This is a genomic window from Streptomyces toxytricini, from assembly GCF_014649915.1.
GTDB lineage: Bacteria > Actinomycetota > Actinomycetes > Streptomycetales > Streptomycetaceae > Streptomyces > Streptomyces toxytricini.
On the sequence record NZ_BMTY01000027.1, the window covers coordinates 11236 to 29371 of the forward strand.

Below are 18136 nucleotides of genomic sequence, written 5' to 3' on the forward strand. Positions count from 1 at the left end.
GGCCGCCGTCGCCTTCCTGCCCGGGGGCGACGCGGCCGCGATGGTGCCCGGCTGCTGTGGGGTCCCGTTCGCCGGGCCGTGCGGGTGCGGAACGTCTTGGCCCGTCGCCGGCGTGGGGGCGGCAGCGTCCGGCCTTTGTGCGGTTTGGTCCTGCGGGCCGGGCGTGGCCGTCGCTTTTCCGCCCGGGGGCGACGCGGCCGCGATGGTGCCCGGCTCTTTCGGAGTCCCGTTCGCCGGGCCGTGCGGGTGCGGGGCCTCCCGGCCCCACGCCGGCGCGGATGCGGCTGCGCCCGGTCCGTTCGCGGCCCGGTCCGCCCGACCGAGTGCGGTCGCGGCCCCCCGTGACGCGGCAGCGGGCGGCACCGGCTCGCCGGCCCGGGGGCGGACGCCGAAGGCGGACAGGCCGTCGTCGTAGTCCAGGACGGGTGCCGTGTCCGTCCACGGGCCGGCCGGCGGCATGGGCAGCTCCGCCGCGGGCGGGTCGGCCGCGTCCTGCGGGCGCGGAGCGGGCAGGAGGACGAAGTCGCCGAGCTCGTGCAGGAGCTCGTCCAGCACCGCTCCCGCATCGGCGCCGCCCGCCGGCGTCCGCGGCAGCAGGCACAGGCAGCTGCGGCCCGCCCGCAGGTCCCCCAGCACCCGGCCCGTCCACAGCCGCACCCCCGGCAGGGAGGCGGCGGCGATCGCGGAGGAGCCACGGCTCACGACGCGTCCGCCACGGCCTGCAGGGCGCGGAAGGTGATCCGGTCCAGCGAGCAGCCGTCCGGCCCGTCGTCCACGACGCCGGTGTCCGACAGCCGGCGCACCAGTGCGTCCACCTGCCCGAGCGTCAGGCCCGTCACCGAGGCGATGTCGGCGTACGTGCAGCCTTCGCCCGGCTCCACGTACGCCGCCCACTCGGCCAGCACCGCCACCACCCCGTCGTCCAAACCGACGCGCGCCAGGTGGCTGCGCGCGAAGCCCGCCTGCCCGGTGAAGCCGCGGGCGTCCTCCAGCGCCGCCTCCAGCGTCGAGCCCTCCCGGGCGATGCGGTGCACCGTCCGCTCCAGCAGGTTCGGCCAGCCGCCGGTGAGCTCGATGACGCGGCGCCGCTTGTCCGGGGTGTCGAAGGGGCATTCGGGCCAGGCCCGCAGGCTGTCCGCGTTCCACCGCTCCGGGTGGACCACCGCGGCGACGAACTTGTTCTGCCGGACGGGCACGTCCGGGTCCACCAGCAGCACCGCCGCCCGGTGCGGCAGCCCCTTCCCCGGGGTGGTGTGCGCGTGCAGCGCCTCCGCGCACGCGGCCGCCTCCGCGGCCGGCCGGCCACGCAGGTCGACGAGGAACACGCTCGGGCTGCCGGCCCCGCCGTCCTGCGCGATGGCATCGGCCAGCGTGTCCGGGCCGGCCTTGCGGACGGCCAGCTCGCGCGCGTTCGCGTACGACTTCACGGCCGCCTCGACCAGCGCCGGGCCGTGCGCCTCCGTCAGGCAGACCGCCGCCACGCCCGGCGCCGTGACCAGGCTCAGCTGGTGCTCCGTCAGCGGGCTGTAGCGGGCGATGCCCGCCCGGTCGTGGCCGACGAACCGCCGCGAGAACCGCGGGTTGTAGTCGTACGGAAGGTCGAACTCGGTCTGCCGCAGCTCCAGTTCCAGGTCCTCGCGGGTGCCGAGCATGTTCACCACGTTCGGGCTGCGGACCGCGTACAGCCGGGGGTCGGCCAGCTGGATCAGCAGGCCGAGGCCCACCATCTCGTCCAGGTAGATCCGCACGTCGCTCGCCGTCAGCGAGCCGAACCCCACCTTCCAGTGCCTCTTCGCCGCGCTCAGCAGCTCGTCGGCGTCGTACCCGCCCTGGAAGCCGTCCTCCTGGCTGCGCAGGGCGATGACCAGCGCCAGGACCCGGTAGCGGTCCTCCAGGTTGATGGTGATCCGCAGGCGCTCGGCGATGTGCCGGTGCACCTGCGCCGACCCGGTCACGGCGCGCACGTCCTCGTCGGTGACGGTGATCGGCCACTGCGCCGACGCGAGGGACTTGCCGCGCAGGGCGGCGACCAGGCGCTCGCAGAAGATCTGCACCAGGCACGCCTGGTAGTTCGTCGCCGCGAGGACCCGCCACACCAGCTCGGGCCGCTCGAACCGGTACCCGAACGCGGCCATCGGCTCCACCACCAGCCGCTGCGCCTCGGTCGGCTTCAGCGTGCTGATCAGCACGTCCGGGCCGCCGTGCGTGAGCGGCACGTTCGACAGGTGCCGGAACCGCTGCACCTGGTGCAGACCCGCGAACACGATCTTGAACCGCCGGTCGGTGCGGTCCATCAGCCCCTTCAGCCGCAGCACGTTCGCGAACGTCGCCTCCCCGCCCCGCCCGCGGACCGCCTTCGAGTCGGCGGTCAGGAACGCGTCGGCCTCGTCCGCGAGGACCAGCACCCGGCGGTCCGCGTTCTCCTCCAGCCACCGCTCCACCCGGGCCAGCACCGCGTCCGGCGCCAGGTGGGCGGCCCTGTCGGCGCGCAGCACGCCGACCCGCTTGAGCTCCTCCTCCAGGACCGGCCAGATCCGCTCGGCCGGCTCCGCCTCCCCGACACCGCGCGCCTTGAGGTCGACGTAGATCGCCTTGCGGTCCGGAGTCCCCGGGAACGACGCCTGCACCTTCCGCAGCAGCGCCGACTTCCCCAACTGCCGTCCCCCGTAAAGGAAGAGCGCCCCGAACCGGTCGGTGACCGTCGCGATCTCCTCCTGCCGGCCGTAGAACACCTCCGGCGGGACGAGCCCGGCCACGAACGGCGTGTACGGGTTGTACGCGGTCCACGGCAGCGTCACCCGCTGCGCCGCCCGGAACGAGCGCGGCGAGCGGGCCGCGATCCAGCCGAAGACGGCCGGGTCGATGACCAGCGCCTGCTGCGAGGCGGCCGTCCGGGCCCGCGCCGCCATCTCGCGGCGCCCCGCGAGCCCCAGCGGGTACAGGTAGATGATCAGGCAGGCGCCGGAGTCGGAGCTGTCGAGCAGTTCGAGCGGGCTGCGGCCGCGCTGCTCGTCGGAGACGACCAGGATCGTGTACGAGGACGCCGCCGACCCGAGCGCGGCCACGTAGCCCGGCACGGTCTCGCTGGCGTGCGCCCGCGCGGTCAGCCGGAGCACCCCGCGCACCTCGTGCTGGTGGTCGCGGACCGGCGTCGCCTGGCACTCCAGGCCGATGACCCGCAGCACGGACGGCACGTGCCGCTGCCACTCCGAGCCGCGGGTGGCGGGCCGGCACAGCGCGTCCCAGGACTCCAGGCCGCTGCGCGCGCCCTCGGTCAGCGGCTGCCCGGCCAGGTAGAACTCCGCCCACGGGCGGGCCGAGTAGCCCTGCGAGCCGGACGCCTTGCGGACCCCGGCCAGTTCGATGCCGGCGGTGAACCGCTCCAGCTCGGCGCCCGAGTCGGTGGCGCTCCAGTCGGGGAGCGGCTTGCCCTCGCGCAGCAGCGAGAGGCACTCCTCCGCGGTCACCGTGTCCCGGTTGTCGAGCAGCGAGGTGACCCGTTGCATGTCCTCCGCGGACGGGTCGAGCAGCGCCAGCGCTTCGCGGAGCCGCCGCACGTACTCGTCGACCTGCGTGCGGATCTCGGACTCCAGGGTCCGGATGCCGGCCGCGGCCTGCCCGAACGCCCCCTCGGGGGACGGGGCCCCCAGCCGCTCCAGGCGTCCGACGAGCTCCCGCTCGACCTGCAGGTTGAGCTGCTGCGTGCGCAGCTCCGCGAGCAGGGTCCCGGCCGCGCCGTGCGCCTTGCGGTGGGCGGCGCTCCAGCGCGACCACTCGGTGTCGCGCCGCTGCCGCCAGTCGCCGGGCACGGCGTCGAGCCCGGCGGGGATCGCCGGTACGAGGTCCCGTTCGAGGGCGGCGACGAGCGCGTCCGCAAGGTGCAGGTCGCCGCGCTCGCAGTACCGGGCGAGGACGGTACGGGCGTCCGCCGGCTCCAGCAGGGCGAGGACGGCCTCCCGGAACCCGGCTTCCGCGGGCAGCGGGGTGCCGTCGGCGGCGCGGGGCAGGTCGGGCGCGGCCAGCAGCGCCTGTGCGCCGGGCGGGCCGGACGCCCGGTCGCCGTCGGGGTCGCGTACGGGCACGGCGCCCGCGGGGGAGCGGTCGTCGCCGAGCAGCCAGCTGCGCAGGCGCAGTACGGCGGCGCCCTCGACGCCGGGCGGGGCGTCCGCCTCCCGTACCTGGTCCAGGGCGTGGCGCAGGGCGGTGACGGAGTCCGACCGCTCGTCCACCGCCGGGGCGGCGAGCGCCCTGGCACGGGAGAGCAGGTCGGAGACCTGCTCGATGGTGCGCAGCAGGGCCCGCTTCGCGGCGGCCTCGATCGGCTCCTTGGCCTGCTTGGGGGTGCGGATCGCGGCGTCCGCCTCCTCGATCATCCGCTCCGCGGAGCCGCGCTTGCGGAACAGCTCCCAGATCGCGTCGAGTTCGGCCGGATCGGAGGTGCCCTCCGCCCAGATGCTGATCGCGGCGAGGGCCCGGCCCAGCGGCTGCTCGGAGCCGATCAGCCGGGACCGCACCTGGGTGGCCCGCGGGTAGCCGATGCGCTGGCGGGGCAGCGCATCGAGGAGTTCGGCCGCCTCGGCGGCGAGCCGGGCCCGGCTGAGCGCGGGCTCGGAGTCGCCGGCCAGGCGGGTCGCGCCGAGGTCGAGGCGCTGGTAGCGGCGGACGGCGTCGACGGTCCGTTCCAGCAGCTTGCCCCAGTTTCCGGGCAGGGCGGAGGTGAGCTCCGTCTGGATGAGCAGGTCGTTGGGCCAGCCGGCGAGGAGCCCGGCCCGCAGCGAGGCGGCCGCCGCCAGGACGAGGGCGGGCCGGTCGGCGTCGAGGGCCTCCAGGTCCGGGTCGAAGCCGGTCATCACGGCGACGGCCTCCTCCTCGTCGCCGCAGGCGAACGCGGCCGCGGCGAAGGCGAGGCAGTCGCCGCGGTGCGCGGGCTCCGCGGAGCCGACGGTCAGCCAGTAGGCCTCCGCGAAGCGGCCCTCGCGGACGAGCCGCGCGACGGGCGAGTCACCGCCGTCGGACGCCTCCCAGGAACCGGGGCGCGGCGCGGCCTCGGCGGCCGCGGGGGCGGAGTCGTCGACTCCGCCCGACGGCCGGCCGCTCCCGTCCGCGACGGCGTCGGGTGCGGCGGCGGGCCGCGGCACGCCGCCCCCCTTCGGCGACCCGCCACCGGTGGCGGCGTCCCGCGCCACCCGCGCCCGGGGCACGCTGCTGCTGGTGCCGCTGCCGGTGTCGGACAGGGCGGGGGAGGCGGCGGGTTCAGCGCCGGCACCGGTGTCCGGCCCGGCGGCCGCGCCGCCGCCGGTACCGCGGGACCCGGCCGCGGCACGGTCCGAGGGCGCGGACCCGGCGGAGCCTGCACGACCTGCACCTTGCGCGGGCACCCGCGCGCCGGCGGGCTCGGCGTCCGCACGGCCGGACAGGTCCGGGGCGTGGTCTGCGGATGCGGATCCGGTGGCGGTGGGCCCGGCACCGGTGGGGTGCGAGCCGGTCGGGAAGGAGCCCGCGGCTGCGGAACCGGTGGCGGCTTCCGTGCCGGCGCCGTGCGCGGGAACCCGCACGGCGGCGGGCCCGGCTCCCGGGCGCGGGGACCCGCCCGAGGCGTGCTCTGCCGGCGTGGAGTGGGCGGCGGCTTCGGCGCCGGCGGGCTGCGCGTGCGTCGCGTCTGCCGGGGCGGCGGCATCCGCGGCGGTGGGCTGGCCCGCCGTGCTGTCGGAGCCCACCGGGATGCGGTCCGGCGGTGCCGACCGGGCCCCGGATTCGGTAGCGGCGCCCTGCACGCGTGGCGGGGTGGCGGCGTCCGCGGTGGTGGGCAGTCCTCCCGCGGTCTGGTATTCCGGCGGGGCCGGGTCCGCGGGCGCCGACCCGGGCACCGCTTCGGCGGGGTTCGCCTCCCGGACGGAGGCGGGTTCCGTGTCCCTGCCGGCGGTGCCGGGGGCGCCGGACGGGGAGTGGTTCACGGGTACGGGCGCGGCGGGACAGCCGTTGCCGGCGCCCTGCGCGAGCGTCGTGCCCGTCGGGGCTTCGGCCGGCCCTGCGCCCGCACTGTCCGCGCGACGGGAGCCGGTCGGGACGTCGTCGGCGGGTCCGGCGGCGACCTCGTCGCCGCCGCCGGTCGCGCGCGCCGGGGCGGTGGGCTCGGCGTCCATGCCGCCCACGGGCCGGGAGCCGGCCCCCGTGGGGTCCGAGGACGCGGATTCGGCGGTGGCTCCGCTGACGGCGACTGGCGTGCGCACCGGGTCAGTCGGGGCGCCGGTGGGCGTGCCCTGGCTGTCCTGGTGCGGAGAGCCGGTCCGGATGTGGTTCACGAGTGCGGCGGTGGCGTCGTCGTCGCCGTCGTTCGTGTGCGTGGGGGCGGCGTGCTCGGCGCCCGTACGGCCGGAGGCGGAGCGGACGTTGTCCGCGGGTGCCGATCCGCTGTCGGCGTGCTGCGCGCGGCTCGGGCCCGCGGGGGCGCCGACGGCGCCCGTGCGGCGCGAGGGGATTGCGGTGTGGTCCGCGCGTCCGGCAGCGGATTCCTTCTCGTCGTCGTTCGCGTGCGCGGGGGTCGCGGGCTCGGCGCCCGTGCAGCCCGTACGGTCGGCACCTGTCCGGGCCTCGTCCGCGGGCGTGCGTGCCGGGCCTTCACGGTCGGCGTGCTGCGTGGGGTCCGCCTGGGCGGTGGCGGTTCCGGCGGCGGCCGCTTGGCCGGTGGCGTGGGCGCCTGCAGCCTCGGGTGGCGCCGCGGCTTCGCTCCCGGCAGCGGACGCGTCCGCGGGGGTGGCGGGGTGGAGCAGGCGTTCCAGGTCGGCGATCTGCTCGTCCAGCAGGGCCAGGGACTCTTCGAGGGGGCCGCGGTGCGGGGCGTCCGCGGCGGTGCCCTCCAGTAGGGTCCGCAGGCCCGCGCGGGTCTGCCGCAGACCCTGCAACTCCTGCTCCCGCTGCACGGCCGCATGCGCCTCGGCCGCCAACTCGGCCACCAAGGCGTCCAGTTCGGCGAAGCCCGCCTCCGGGCCCCACGTGCGGCCCGCCGCCGCGAGCCGCGCCGCGAGGCGGGACCGCTCGGCCTCGCGGGCCGCGGACTCCCCGGCGAGCGGGGCCGGTGCCGGCCGGCCCGCCCGTACCGCGCCGGCCGCCGCCTCGAACGCGTCGGCCAGGGCCGCAGACCGCTCCCGCAGCGACCGCCCGGCCGCCGCGATCTCCTCGATCTCCCCTGCGTCGAGGCGCCCGTTCACGGCTTCACCCCGCCCGCGGTGCGCAGCCGCGCACCCTGCCTCGGAGGGGGTGTGATCAGGCCATCCGGTAACACCACTCGACGCCTTCCGCGGGCAGCGCTCTGCGCTGACCAGGCGCCCGGCCGGTCGCTTTCGGTGTGCATGCACGGATCCTGCCAGAGGCATGGTCCGGCGGAAGCGGATTCCCCGGATTCGCCCGGGACTTCGCGTCAGCAGTACACGGCGGAGGCGGTGTCGTTCTCCCAGGGCAGGACGTTGACGCGGTAGCCGTCGTGCATGACGTGGGTGTCGCCGTTCCCGTACGAGTCGGACGTCCAGTGGCACACCACCCCGCTGTCGTTCGACCAGGACGACATCAGGTCGTTGAACCCGAAGTCGCCGAGCCAGGGGGCGGCGTCCCCGGCGCGCAGGGCGATGCCGCCGCCCGTGAACTCGTGGTCGCGGTACAGGCAGAGGCTGTTCTGCGGGCAGTTCGAGCCGTCGAAGGTGGTCACGTGGGCGGCGGCGGGTGCCGCGGGCCCGGCCGGGGCGGCCGTGGCGGGGGCGGAGGGCAGCAGGGCGACGAGGGCGGTCGCAGCGAACAGGGCGGCACGACGCAGCATCAAGTGCTCCAAGGGAGTGGGGGATCGAGGGGTGCCCGGGCCTTCGCCGGAGCGGCGCGCGCGGGCAAGATCAACGTACCGCCGGGATCGCGCTGCGTTGCCGGTGGATACGCTGCGTCACTCGAACGTGGGTGGCGCACACGTGCGCACCCCTGCGCACACCACGGCGCACCCCCGGCGCACCGCCGGGCGCGGCGACCACCCCGCGGGCCTGTCGGTGCCGGCTGGCAGGATCGCCGCATGAGCCTGCCGATCCCGCTGCCGTCCGATCCGAGCACGTCACAGGTCTATCCGGACTGGGTACGGGCGCACGACCCCGGCGCAGAGCCCGCCGCCCGCGCCCTCTTCGACGCCCTGTGCGCGGGCGCCCGGGCGGCGCACGCGAAGCCCGGAGCCTTCCTCGACACGATGCAGCGGCAGGCCCGCCGACTGCCCCCGTCCCATCTGCCCTGGTTCTGGGAGGCGGTGGCGCACCGGCTGATCCCCGTCCACCCCCGCAGCGCCGCCCGCGCCCACACCCTCGCCCGCAAGGCGGAGCACGCGCACCGGCTGCCCGCGGATCCGGACCGGCACCGCGCCAACGTGCTGCTCCACGCCCGCCACGGCGCCCTGGCCGCCGCCGACCTGAGCGGGCACCAGCCGTGGCTGGCCGGCGTCCTGGAGCCCGCCGCCGCGCACGAGGAGTACGTACGGGTCCTCACCGCCTGGCCCGCGGCGTCCGCGGACCTGCCGGCCGACCTGGCCACCCGCGTGCGCGCGTCCGCGCGCGCCGCCGGGCTGGGCACCGCCGAGGACGCCCGCATCCTCGGCCCGCTCGTCGCCGCCGCGCGCGGCCGGGCCGTCCCCGACAGGCTGCTCCTCGCCCTCGCCAAGCTCCTCGCCGCGCACCCGCCCGCCGAGGAGCTGTACATCCCCCTCCTCGACCTGTTCCCCGAGTCCCGCGCGGACGCCGCCCCCTGGCTGCGCCTCCTGCGGGACTCCGGCGCCGCCGCGGCCGCGGCCGCCGGCCGGGCCGTGCCCGAGGGCGGGCTCGGCGACTGGCTGCGCCGGTACGCCCGCGCCTACCGCCGCCGCAAGGAGGCCGGCGGTGTGGTGCGCCAGCCGGCCGCCACCGAAATCCTGCAGCTCGTACCCCTGTTCGCGCCCCGGCTGAAGGCCGCCGGCACGCCGGTGCGGCTCCACGAGGACCGCTACGGGTACCCGGGCCTCGACGCCGACCTGCTCGACGCCTGCCTCGCCGCGGGCATCCCCGTCGAGGATCCGGGCCCCGCCGTCCGCCTGGACTTCTGGGGCGAACGCTCGCGCCGCGACCTCACCGCGCTCGCCGCCGACCCCGTCTTCGGCCCGCGGCTGGAGGGAACCGTGCACGCCGGGCTGCGCGGCGCCGGCACGGCCATCACCCGGCTCCCGGAGAACCCGGGGATCGCCGCCGAGGTGCGCCACCGCGTCGAGAGCCTCCTCGACGCCCTGCGCGGCGGCGGGCTCGCCGCCGCCGACGAGGCCGTGAACGAACTGCGGGAGCTCCTCGACCGCCCGACCGCCACCGCCCTCGACGGCGTCGAGGAAGCCCTGGCCGGCATCGACCTGACGGGCCCGCTGGCCCGCGCCCTGCACGCCGGACTGCCCGAGGAGCTCGGCTGGCCCGCCCTCGACGCCGCGCTCGCCGGCTTCCCGCCCGGCGAATCCGTCCAGGCGACCAGCACCTGGCCCGTGCTGACCGTGTACGGTGCCACCCGCGCCACCGCCGTCGACCACGAGGGCGAGCGCGCCTCCTGCACCTTCCGCGTCCCCGGGGACGCCGTCTCCCACTCCGTGCACTACGCCGGCGGCGACTTCCTCGTCGCCTGGAGCACCGACGAGCGCGCCACCTGGGGCAGCCGGGCCTTCTGGGCCTCCCGCCCCGAGGACGTCTTCACCCCGCGGGACCAGCACGGGCTGACCCCGTACGGCGGCTTCATCCACGGCGGGCTCGGCTACCACTTCGAAACCGCCGACGGCGCCGGCCGCCACGACGGCGAGCGCGTCCTGCGCCCCGGCAGCCGCGAGGGCATCGGCGGCCACGACCTGATGGCCGGCGACGGGCAGCGGATGTGGAGCGCGTCCGTGTTCCACGCGCACGACCGACGCGCCCCCGTCGATCCGCACACCGGCGAGCGCATCGGCGACGGCCCCTCCCCGCGGATCGGCGGCGCAGCGGAAGCACCCGACGGCTGGCGCGACTCCGAGGACCTCCGGACCCTGGCCCCGCTCCCCGAGGGGGCACCGTCCTCCCCGCTCGGCAGGGACGGGCGGCTCGTCGGCTGCCGCGTCCTGCACCGCGTCCCGTGGAGCGGCCACTCGCCCCGAGAGTTCCGCCTGGAGGCCGCCGACGGCCGCCGGGCCGACTACCGCACCCGCACCTGGGGCCGCCGCCCGTGGGGAATCCTCGCCCTGCCCGCAGGCGGCGAGGACGCCGTCCTGGTCGACGAGACCGCCGTGCGCTGCCATTCCGCCGCCGACAACTCCCTGCTGTGGCAGGTTCGCGGCTTCCCCGGCGCCCCCGGCTCCGACTCCCGGGCCGCCAGGACCGCGCCCACCCTCGGCGAAGAGGCGGGACCCGTCCCGCCGCCCGCGTTCTGGCACTTCCTCGCCCCGTGCGACGAAGCCGCCTCCAAGGCCCTGCGGACCGTCGGCGCCACCGCCGTGCGCGCCCTCCTCGACGCAGCCCTGCGCGGCGACCCGCGCCCCGCCCTGCCCGGGATCGCCGAGCCCCGCATCGCCGACGGCGTCGCCCGCGCGGCCAGGCTCGCCGCCGACGTTCTGCGCCGCCGCCGGGACCTCTCCCGCCGCGTCGCCCTCCTGCGGTCCGGGCCCGTCGCAGACCTGCCCTTTCCGGTCCCCGACACCGTACTCGCGCCCGCCCTGCGCGGCCTCCTGCCCGAGGTCCGCGGGTACGGGGCGCCCGTACCGGCCGCCCACCCCGCGCTGCTTACCGCGGTCGCCGCAGACGGCCGCCACCTGCGCGGGGAGATCGACGACGAGACCCGGCGCCTCGCCCCGCCCGCACAGCCCGCGGAATGGGCCGTGCTCGTCGGCGGCATCGGCGCCGCGGCCTGGCGGGCCGCCGTCACACACACAGACCCAGAGGAGCGCGCCGCGCTCGCCGCGCTCCTGGAGGTGTGGAGCCGGCAGCCGTTCGCCGAGCCGGGAAGCGCCTGGCGCACCGGCCGCGCCCCCGAGGAGGCCGTGGAGGCCTGCCGGGCGGCGGGCGGGATCCTCGCCTCCGGTGCGCCCCGCCGCGGGCTCGTCCGCTTCCTCCAGCCCGCCGCCGACCCGGCCCCGGACGGCGCCGAGGAGACCCGCACCGCCGAGGCCGCCGACGACGCACGCCGGCTGCCGAGGCTCCTCGCGCTCCTCGCCGAGAAGGGGCCGCTGGCCGTGCCCGCGGACGCCGTCGAGGCGTTCTGCCGGCGCACCGGCGCCCGCCGGAGCATCGGCCTGCTCGTGCTGGCCGGGCTGCCCGCCCGCGAGCGGTACGACGACCACCGTGCCCTGCTCCGCAAGAAGCCCTACCGGCTGACCCTTCCGCTGGTCCGGGAGTACGACGACCTCGTCCACCGGCTCGGCGAGGACGGCCGGCGCGCCCTCCTCGCGGCGGGCGTCCCGGACGACCCGGCCGAGCTGTGGGAGCCCGGCGGCATGACCGCGGCCGCCGGGCGGATGGCCGAGGTGTGGGCCGCGCTGCTCGGCGCCACGGAGTACGTGGACGAGGAGCTGGCCGAGGCGCTGGAGGCGGAGGCCGGTCTCGGCGGCGGCTGGGCGCGCGCCCTTCCGGCCGGCCGGGCCTCCGGCGCCTTCGGCGAGCACGGCTTCGTCCTCGCCGTCCACCCCTCGGGGCGCGTCCGGGTCCACCTGGTGCGTGAGGACGGCACGCCGGGCGACTGGGTGTCCGGCACTGCGGCCGCCCACACCGCCGCCGCAACCGCCATCGTGTGGGCGCTGACCGAGCGGCCCGTCGGCGACCCCGCCGCCGCGGGCGCCCTGCGCCTGTACGGCAGGGTCCGGGCGGTCCTCGACGACCCCGGCACGCTCGTGCCCGTCCTCTACCCGCCGGCTCCGGCACTCGCCGGTGCGCCCGGCTTCGCCCCGTACGAGGGCCCTCTGCTGCCCTGCCCGCAGCCGCTGGACGAGGGCGTGGAGGAGCCGCAGGTGCTCGACGACGGGCTGTTCGTCGTCGAGACGGGGGCCGGCACGGTGTTCGTGCGCACGGCGGCGCTCGCCGACCCGGAGCGCGTCGAGCGGGCGGCCCGGCTCTGCACGGAGCTGCGCCTGGACCACCTGCGCGGCCGCCTCCTGGAGATGCGGGACGAGCTCGACGGCCTCGCCCGCATCGCCGCCCGCGCCGCCGCCGGCCCGGTCCCGGCCGGGGGCTGCGAGAACGACCCGGCGCTCAGCGCACCGGACCTGGTCGCGGAGGTCGCCCGCACCCTCGGCACCGGGGCGGACGCGGCCGCGCTGTACCTCCAGCTGCTGGCCCTGGCCCGGCCCACCGATGCGGGCGTCCGCCGCTGGAACGGCTGGACGGCCGCCCGGCACAAGGCGGCCCGGGCCGAGCTCGTGGCCGCCGGCGCGGTCGTCGCCGGCTCCCGGGCGCGCGCCGGGCGCTCCGTCTTCGTCCCGGGGGAGTGGACCGACCTCAAGGCGCCCCACCTGCCGCTGGAGACGGCGAAGACGGGACCGCACCTGGCGCGCGTGTACGGCAAGGACGTCCACAGCCCGTACCTGCGGCTGCTGGCGCCGCTGCCGCCGCACGAGCTGTTCGCCCAGGCCTGGGAGGCGTCCCGTACGGCGTCGTGAGGGGCAGCACCTTGCCTCACCTATCGAAAATCGATAGATTCCCATCGTGAGTCGATCGAAGGAGTGGTGATGGGAAGACTGATGGTGCTCGCGCTGCGCTGCGTCCTGGCGATGCTGCTGGCGGGCTGCCTGTTCGTACAGGGCGTGATGGTGCCCCTGCTGGCCGCCGACATGGACGGCGGCGGGGGCGACCTCTCCCACCTGCGCGTCCCGTGCATCGTGATCACGGTCCTGGGCGTCGCGGCGGTCGAGGTCGTGCTGGTCTGCGTGTGGCGGCTGCTGACGATGGTCCGCCGCGGCACGGTCTTCTCCCATGCGGCGTTCCGGTACGTGGACGTGATCATCGGCGCGGTCGTCGCGGCCGCCGTCCTCGTGTTCACCCTCGCCGTCCTCTTCGCGCCCGGAGAGGCCGTGCCGCCGGGCGTCGTGCTGCTCATCTGCGGGGTGTCCCTCGCCGCCCTCGGCGTCGCCCTGACGGTGCTCGTCCTGCGGACGCTGCTCCGCCAGGCCGTGGCGCGCGACGTCGAGGCGGCGCGCATGCAGGCCGAACTGGACGAGGTGATCTGATGCCCATCAGCGTCGACATCGACGTCATGCTGGCCAGACGGAAGATGTCCGTCGGCGAACTCGCCGAGCGCGTGGGCATCACCCCCGCCAACCTGGCGGTGCTCAAGAACGGGCGCGCCAAGGCCGTCCGGTTCGCGACGCTCGCCGCGCTCTGCGAGGCCCTCGACTGCCAGCCCGGTGACCTGCTGCGCTGGGAGCCCGGCGGCGACGGCCCCGCGGAGGGCTGACGCCGGCCTCCGGTCGCGGCCGGGCGGCCGACCCCGACAATGGGTACGGTGCACCTTCCGGTGGGCCGCGGGCCGCACCCCGGCGGCCGGATCCGGCCCTGCGGTGTCGACAGGCAGACCGCCCCTCCGTAGAGTCACGGACCTGTCACCCAGCGCCACCGCCGGGCTGGGGCCTACCGAGAGGAACCGCCATGAACCGCCGGACCGCCTCCCTCCTCACCGCCGCCGCCCTGGCCGCCGCAGTGCTCGGCGCCGGGGCACCCTCCGCGAGCGCCGCGCCCGGCGGGTGCACGTACACCTCGGCGAGCCACCGGCCGGTCCTGAAGAAGGGCAGTACGGGGGCGTCCGTGAAACAGGCGCAGTGCCTCTCCAACATCTGGGGCGGAGTGCCGAAACTGACCGTCGACGGCATCTTCGGCAACAAGACCCTCGACAAGATCAAGTGGATCCAGGGCTGCCACGGCCTCCCGCGGGACGGCGTCATCGGCGCCAAGACCTGGGCCGTCCTCTACGACCCGGTCCCCGACTGCTACGACCCCTACCCGCGCTGACCCGGTCCGCGCCGGTCCGCGGGGCGCGCGGGAGATCGGGTGAACGGAGCGGCATCCCCCGATTGGCCCGCGGGACGGCGTGGAACCCGTTCCGTATGACCGAGAGCACCAGCCCCCACATCTCCGCCCCGCGCATCGTCGTGCTCGGGGTGCAGCCGGGCGACCCGCCGTTCCGCATCGTCGAGGTCGACGGCGAGGTGGTCGGCACGGCCACCTCCATGACCGACGTCCTCCTGACCGCCGCGTCCGCCGGCCTGACCATCCACGACCTGGACGACCCGGAAGCGGTCCGCTGGGTGGGCGGCGGAAAGTACACCTGGACGCTCCACTAGCCACCGCCCGGCCCGGCCCCCGGGCCGTGCCGTGCAGGGCCCGGGGGTGGGCGGTCAGCCCGCCGGGGCCGCCCCGCGGGGCGGCGGCTCCGTGCGCTGCCGGTCGCCGATCAGGGCGGCGGCCTCCTGTCGCAGGCTCTCGCGCCGGTGCGGGACGGCGGCCCTGCGGGCCTCGTCCTGCAGCGCGAGACCGGCGCGCAGCAGGGTCGGGCCGGGAACCGGCACCCGCTGACCGGGCCGCTCCGTGTACGGGCGCAGTTCCAGGGCCGCTTCCCGCGCCTCCGCCGAGGCCCCGCGCCGCAGCGACAGGAAGGCCCGGCTCAGCCAGTTCGCTTCGATCTTCACCATGCGGTCGGTCCTACCGGGCCGTGCGGCGCGGCGCCCGCCCCACACCGGGGATTCGTCACGTCTTCGCCCGTTCGTGTGACAGCGCCGCCCCTGCCCGCGCGGCGCGTCCGCCGGCGCGGACGCGAGAGGATGACCGGCGGCGGCCGACCCGGTGCGCCTGCGTGAACGCCCGGCCCGCCGCGGGGATGGTTGCGGCCATGCGCCCCTGCCGCCCCCGCCCCGCGCCGTGACGGACGCCCGCCCGGCCGGCGCCCCCGACCCCGAGTCCGCCTCCACGTCCGCCTCCGCCCCCGGCGGCGGGTGGCGGCCGTGCCTGCTCGCCGGAGCAGTGTTCGCCGTCTGCATGGCCGGCACCACCCTGCCCACCCCGCTCTACGGCCTCTACCAGGAGGAGTTCGGCTTCGACGAGCTGATCACCACGGTCGTGTTCGCCGTGTACGCCGTCGGCGTCATCGGCGTGCTCCTCCTCGCCGGCAACGCCTCGGACACCGTCGGCAGGAAGCCCGTCCTGCTCACCGGCCTCGCGCTCGCCGCCGCCAGCGCCGCCTGCTTCCTCTGCGCCACCGCGATGCCCTGGCTGTACGCGGGCCGCCTCCTGTCCGGGCTGTCCGCCGGCCTGTTCACCGGCGCCGCCACCGCGTACGTCCTGGAACTGGCCCCGCCGGGCGGCTCCTCCCGCGCCACTTTCGTCGCGACGGCCGCCAACATGGGCGGCCTCGGCTGCGGCCCGCTGCTCGCCGGCCTGCTCTCCGAGTACGGCCCCTGGCCGCTGCACCTGCCGTTCGCGGTGCACCTGGTCCTGGTCGCCGCGTCCGCGGGCGTGCTGTGGGCCCTGCCGGAGACCGTACGGGAGCGCAGGCCGCTGTCGGCGGTGCGGCCGCAGCGGCCCGGCGTGCCGGGGCAGGTCAGGACGGTGTTCGCGCCCGCCGCGACCGCCGCCTTCGTCGGCTTCGCCCTGTTCGGGGTGTTCACGTCCGTCAGCCCCGCCTTCATGGCCCAGTCCCTCGGCGTCCACGACCGGGCCGTCAGCGGCCTCGTCGTAGCCCTCGCGTTCTTCGCCTCCACCGCAGGGCAGTTGGCCGCCGGCCGGCTCGGCGTCCGGCGCTCCCTGCCACTCGGCTGCGCCACCCTCCTCGCCGGGCTGGCCCTGCTCGCCGCCGCCCTGTGGCAGGACCTCCTCGCCCTGGTCGTGCTGAGCGCGCTCGTCGGCGGGGCCGGGCAGGGCCTGTCGTTCCGGGGGGCGCTGTCGGCGGTGGCCGGGGCCTCCCCGCCCGACCGGCGCGCGGCCGTCATCTCCTCGCTGTTCGTGGTGGCGTACGCCGGCATCTCCGTCCCCGTCGTCGGCGTCGGCGTCATGGCCGGGCCGCTCGGACTGGAGAACGCGGGGCTGGTGTTCCTCGCCTGCATGGGCGCCCTGGTCGCGGCCGCCGCCGCCTACCTGCTGCGCAGGCCCGTCCGGACGGGGTGAGCGCACCGCCCGAAGCGGGCGCAGGGGGACGGTGGTTCGGGTCCGCCGGCCGGTTCGTACACTCGGTCGTCCGAACCCAGGGGAGACCATGCACACCCGTAGCCTCGCCGGCCTCTGCGCCGCGCTCACCGCCCTCTTCGTCCTCACGGCGTGCACCGCCGCACCCGACGACGACCGGCCCGCCGCGTCTGGGGCCGCCTCCGCCGCGGCGCCCGCCTCCCCGGGGCCGCGTGCCGTGCAGGAACCCCTGCCGCAGGACCAGAACCTGCTCGCCTGGACCGGCGACCCGAACGACGCCGGCCACGTCACGGCCCAGACCACGGGCGGCGTCGGCGGCCGCGTCACCCTCGTCCGGCTCGTCCTCCACGAGCGGATCACCTGGTCCAACATCTGGCTCGGGCTCGCCGGGATCGACCCGCAGGCCGCACTCACCGACTGCTACCTCGGCGTGTACGACGCCTCCGGCACCCTGCGCGCCGCCACCGCGGACATCTCGCCGCAGCTGATGACGGACCCGATCGCCAAGCCGCTGCCGCTCGCGAAGCCGTTCACCGCCGAGCCCGGCACCTACTTCATCGCCCTGCTCCTCAACGGCACCTGGGCCACCAACGGCCTCACCCTCAAGGCCACCGGCGCCGGCATCTCCGTCAACGCCGGACTCACGCCGCCGAATCTGCGCTACAGCACGATCCTGACCGGCCAGACCTCGCTGCCCGCCAAGGTGGACCTGTCGCAGCAGTCCACGAGCACCATCAACACCGGCTGGGGCAGCCAGTGGTACGCCGTCTCCTGACAGCCGCGGCGTGACCCTCCGACGGGATGCCGTGAGGGTGTACCGGAAGGGTGTACCACCGGTACACTCCCGGGTGTGAGAGCCACCGCCGTCGTGAAGGCCGCCGGCACGGTCCTGGTGTCCGTGCTGCTGACGCAACCCCTGTGGGCGCCCGAGTGGGGCAGCGGCGTCCTCGGCGAGGTCGCGGCGCCGGGACTGCCCGGCGCCGTCGCCGCCGTCGCGGTGTTCTTCGGGCTGGTCGCCCTGTACTGCCGGTCCCTGCAGCGCACCCTGCACCTCGTCCCGCCGCGCGCCCGGGCGGCGGCGCCGCGGTCCGTGTGGTGGATGTTCGCCATCCCCTGCAACTTCACCGAGGACTTCTTCATCGTCCGCGCCGTCGCCGTGTCCCTCGCCTCCGACGGCCGCACGGCGCCTGCTGCCGTACGCCGTTGGCAAGCCGTCGGGTTCGCCTGGTGCGGACTCCAGATCGTCTCGCTCCTGCCCGGCGCCGCCGGCCGCGCCGGCGCCGTCGCGGCCCTGCTGCTGTGGGCCGCGCACTGGGCGGAGACCGCCCGCCTCAACCGCCGCCTCGCCGCCGGCCGCCCCGCCGCCCTGCAACCCCGTACGCCGTGAGGTGCACCGTGCCCCTGCCCCGCTTCGACCGGCTTCCCCCCGAGACGCGGGCCGCCGTCCTCGCCGTCGCCCGCGGCCACTTCGCCCGCGACGGCAAGGACGCGGCGTCCTTCAACCGGATCATCGCCGACGCCGGCATCTCCAAGACCTCGGCCTACCACTACTTCGACGGCAAGGACGACCTGTTCGCCGCCGTCGCCGCCGACACCGCCGCCCGCGCCCTGGCCGCCCTCGGCCCCTGGGAGGACGCCGCCGACGAACGGCGGTTCTGGGAGCAGCTCACCGGCGGCACGGCCCGCCTCTCCGCCCACCTGCGCGACCACCCCGACGACCGGGCCGTACTCGCCGCGGCCGGCCGCACCGGAGACGACGGAGGCTGGACCGACCGGGTCGTCGACAACGGCCTGCGCATCGGCCTGATCGACCCCCTGGCCGACCGCGAGCTCCTCACGGCCGCGACCCGCGCCCTGCTCGACGCGGCCGACGCGTGGGCGCTGGCCCGCCCGGCGCTCCCCGCCGCCCGCACCGCCGAAACGCTGCGCACCCTCCTCACCCGCCTGTGGACCGCCCCCCGCCCGTGACCCGCCGCCGG

At 76.9% G+C, this 18136-nt stretch carries 12 protein-coding genes; 9 read left to right on the forward strand and 3 right to left on the reverse strand.

What is annotated here, in order from left to right:
* Positions 1-698 precede the first annotated feature (698 nt).
* Together IE170_RS28310 and IE170_RS28315 are read right to left on the reverse strand one after the other, a co-directional pair.
* The gene (locus IE170_RS28310; protein ID WP_189812314.1) at positions 699-7208 is read right to left on the reverse strand and encodes a hypothetical protein; all 6510 of its coding nucleotides are present in this window, start codon (positions 7206-7208) and stop codon (positions 699-701) included.
* Between the two features lie 209 nt (positions 7209-7417).
* Positions 7418-7810 carry a peptidase inhibitor family I36 protein gene (locus IE170_RS28315; RefSeq protein ID WP_189812315.1) on the reverse strand — a complete coding sequence of 131 codons (393 nt, stop codon included), beginning with the start codon at positions 7808-7810 and terminating at the stop codon, positions 7418-7420.
* 240 nt (positions 7811-8050) lie between these two features.
* Here IE170_RS28315 and IE170_RS28320 point away from each other — a divergent pair, with 240 nt between their 5' ends.
* From IE170_RS28320 to IE170_RS28340, 5 genes are all read left to right on the forward strand, one after another.
* Positions 8051-12646: a hypothetical protein gene (locus IE170_RS28320; RefSeq protein WP_189812316.1), complete on the forward strand. Its 4596-nt coding sequence runs from the start codon at positions 8051-8053 to the stop codon at positions 12644-12646.
* A gap of 69 nt (positions 12647-12715) precedes the next feature.
* Positions 12716-13213 carry a DUF2975 domain-containing protein gene (locus IE170_RS28325; protein ID WP_189812317.1) on the forward strand — a complete coding sequence of 166 codons (498 nt, stop codon included), beginning with the start codon at positions 12716-12718 and terminating at the stop codon, positions 13211-13213.
* A complete protein-coding gene (locus IE170_RS28330) occupies positions 13213-13440 on the forward strand; it encodes a helix-turn-helix domain-containing protein (protein ID WP_189812318.1) in 228 nt (75 codons plus the stop codon). Before IE170_RS28325 ends, IE170_RS28330 begins: the two co-directional genes overlap by 1 nt.
* A gap of 191 nt (positions 13441-13631) precedes the next feature.
* Positions 13632-13991, forward strand: coding sequence for a peptidoglycan-binding domain-containing protein (locus tag IE170_RS28335; protein WP_189812319.1), 360 nt, complete (start codon positions 13632-13634; stop codon positions 13989-13991).
* Between the two features lie 95 nt (positions 13992-14086).
* Positions 14087-14323, forward strand: coding sequence for a hypothetical protein (locus IE170_RS28340; protein ID WP_189812320.1), 237 nt, complete (start codon positions 14087-14089; stop codon positions 14321-14323).
* A 54-nt stretch (positions 14324-14377) separates the two neighbouring features.
* Here the strand turns inward: IE170_RS28340 and IE170_RS28345 are convergent, their stop codons facing one another.
* Complete coding sequence (locus tag IE170_RS28345) at positions 14378-14671, reverse strand: hypothetical protein (RefSeq protein ID WP_189812321.1); 294 nt, start codon at positions 14669-14671, stop codon at positions 14378-14380.
* A gap of 313 nt (positions 14672-14984) precedes the next feature.
* Between IE170_RS28345 and IE170_RS28350 the strand changes: the two genes are divergently transcribed.
* From IE170_RS28350 to IE170_RS28365, 4 genes are all read left to right on the forward strand, one after another.
* The gene (locus IE170_RS28350) at positions 14985-16139 is read left to right on the forward strand and encodes an MFS transporter (RefSeq protein WP_223855800.1); all 1155 of its coding nucleotides are present in this window, start codon (positions 14985-14987) and stop codon (positions 16137-16139) included.
* Between the two features lie 88 nt (positions 16140-16227).
* Entirely contained in the window at positions 16228-16932 is a 705-nt protein-coding gene (locus IE170_RS28355) for a hypothetical protein (protein WP_189812322.1), read from the forward strand.
* Between the two features lie 75 nt (positions 16933-17007).
* A complete protein-coding gene (locus IE170_RS28360; protein ID WP_189812323.1) occupies positions 17008-17544 on the forward strand; it encodes a hypothetical protein in 537 nt (178 codons plus the stop codon).
* Between the two features lie 8 nt (positions 17545-17552).
* Positions 17553-18125 (forward strand): TetR/AcrR family transcriptional regulator, encoded by a 573-nt coding sequence (locus tag IE170_RS28365; protein WP_229885241.1) that lies wholly within the window; start codon positions 17553-17555, stop codon positions 18123-18125.
* The last annotated feature ends 11 nt before the right edge of the window (positions 18126-18136 follow it).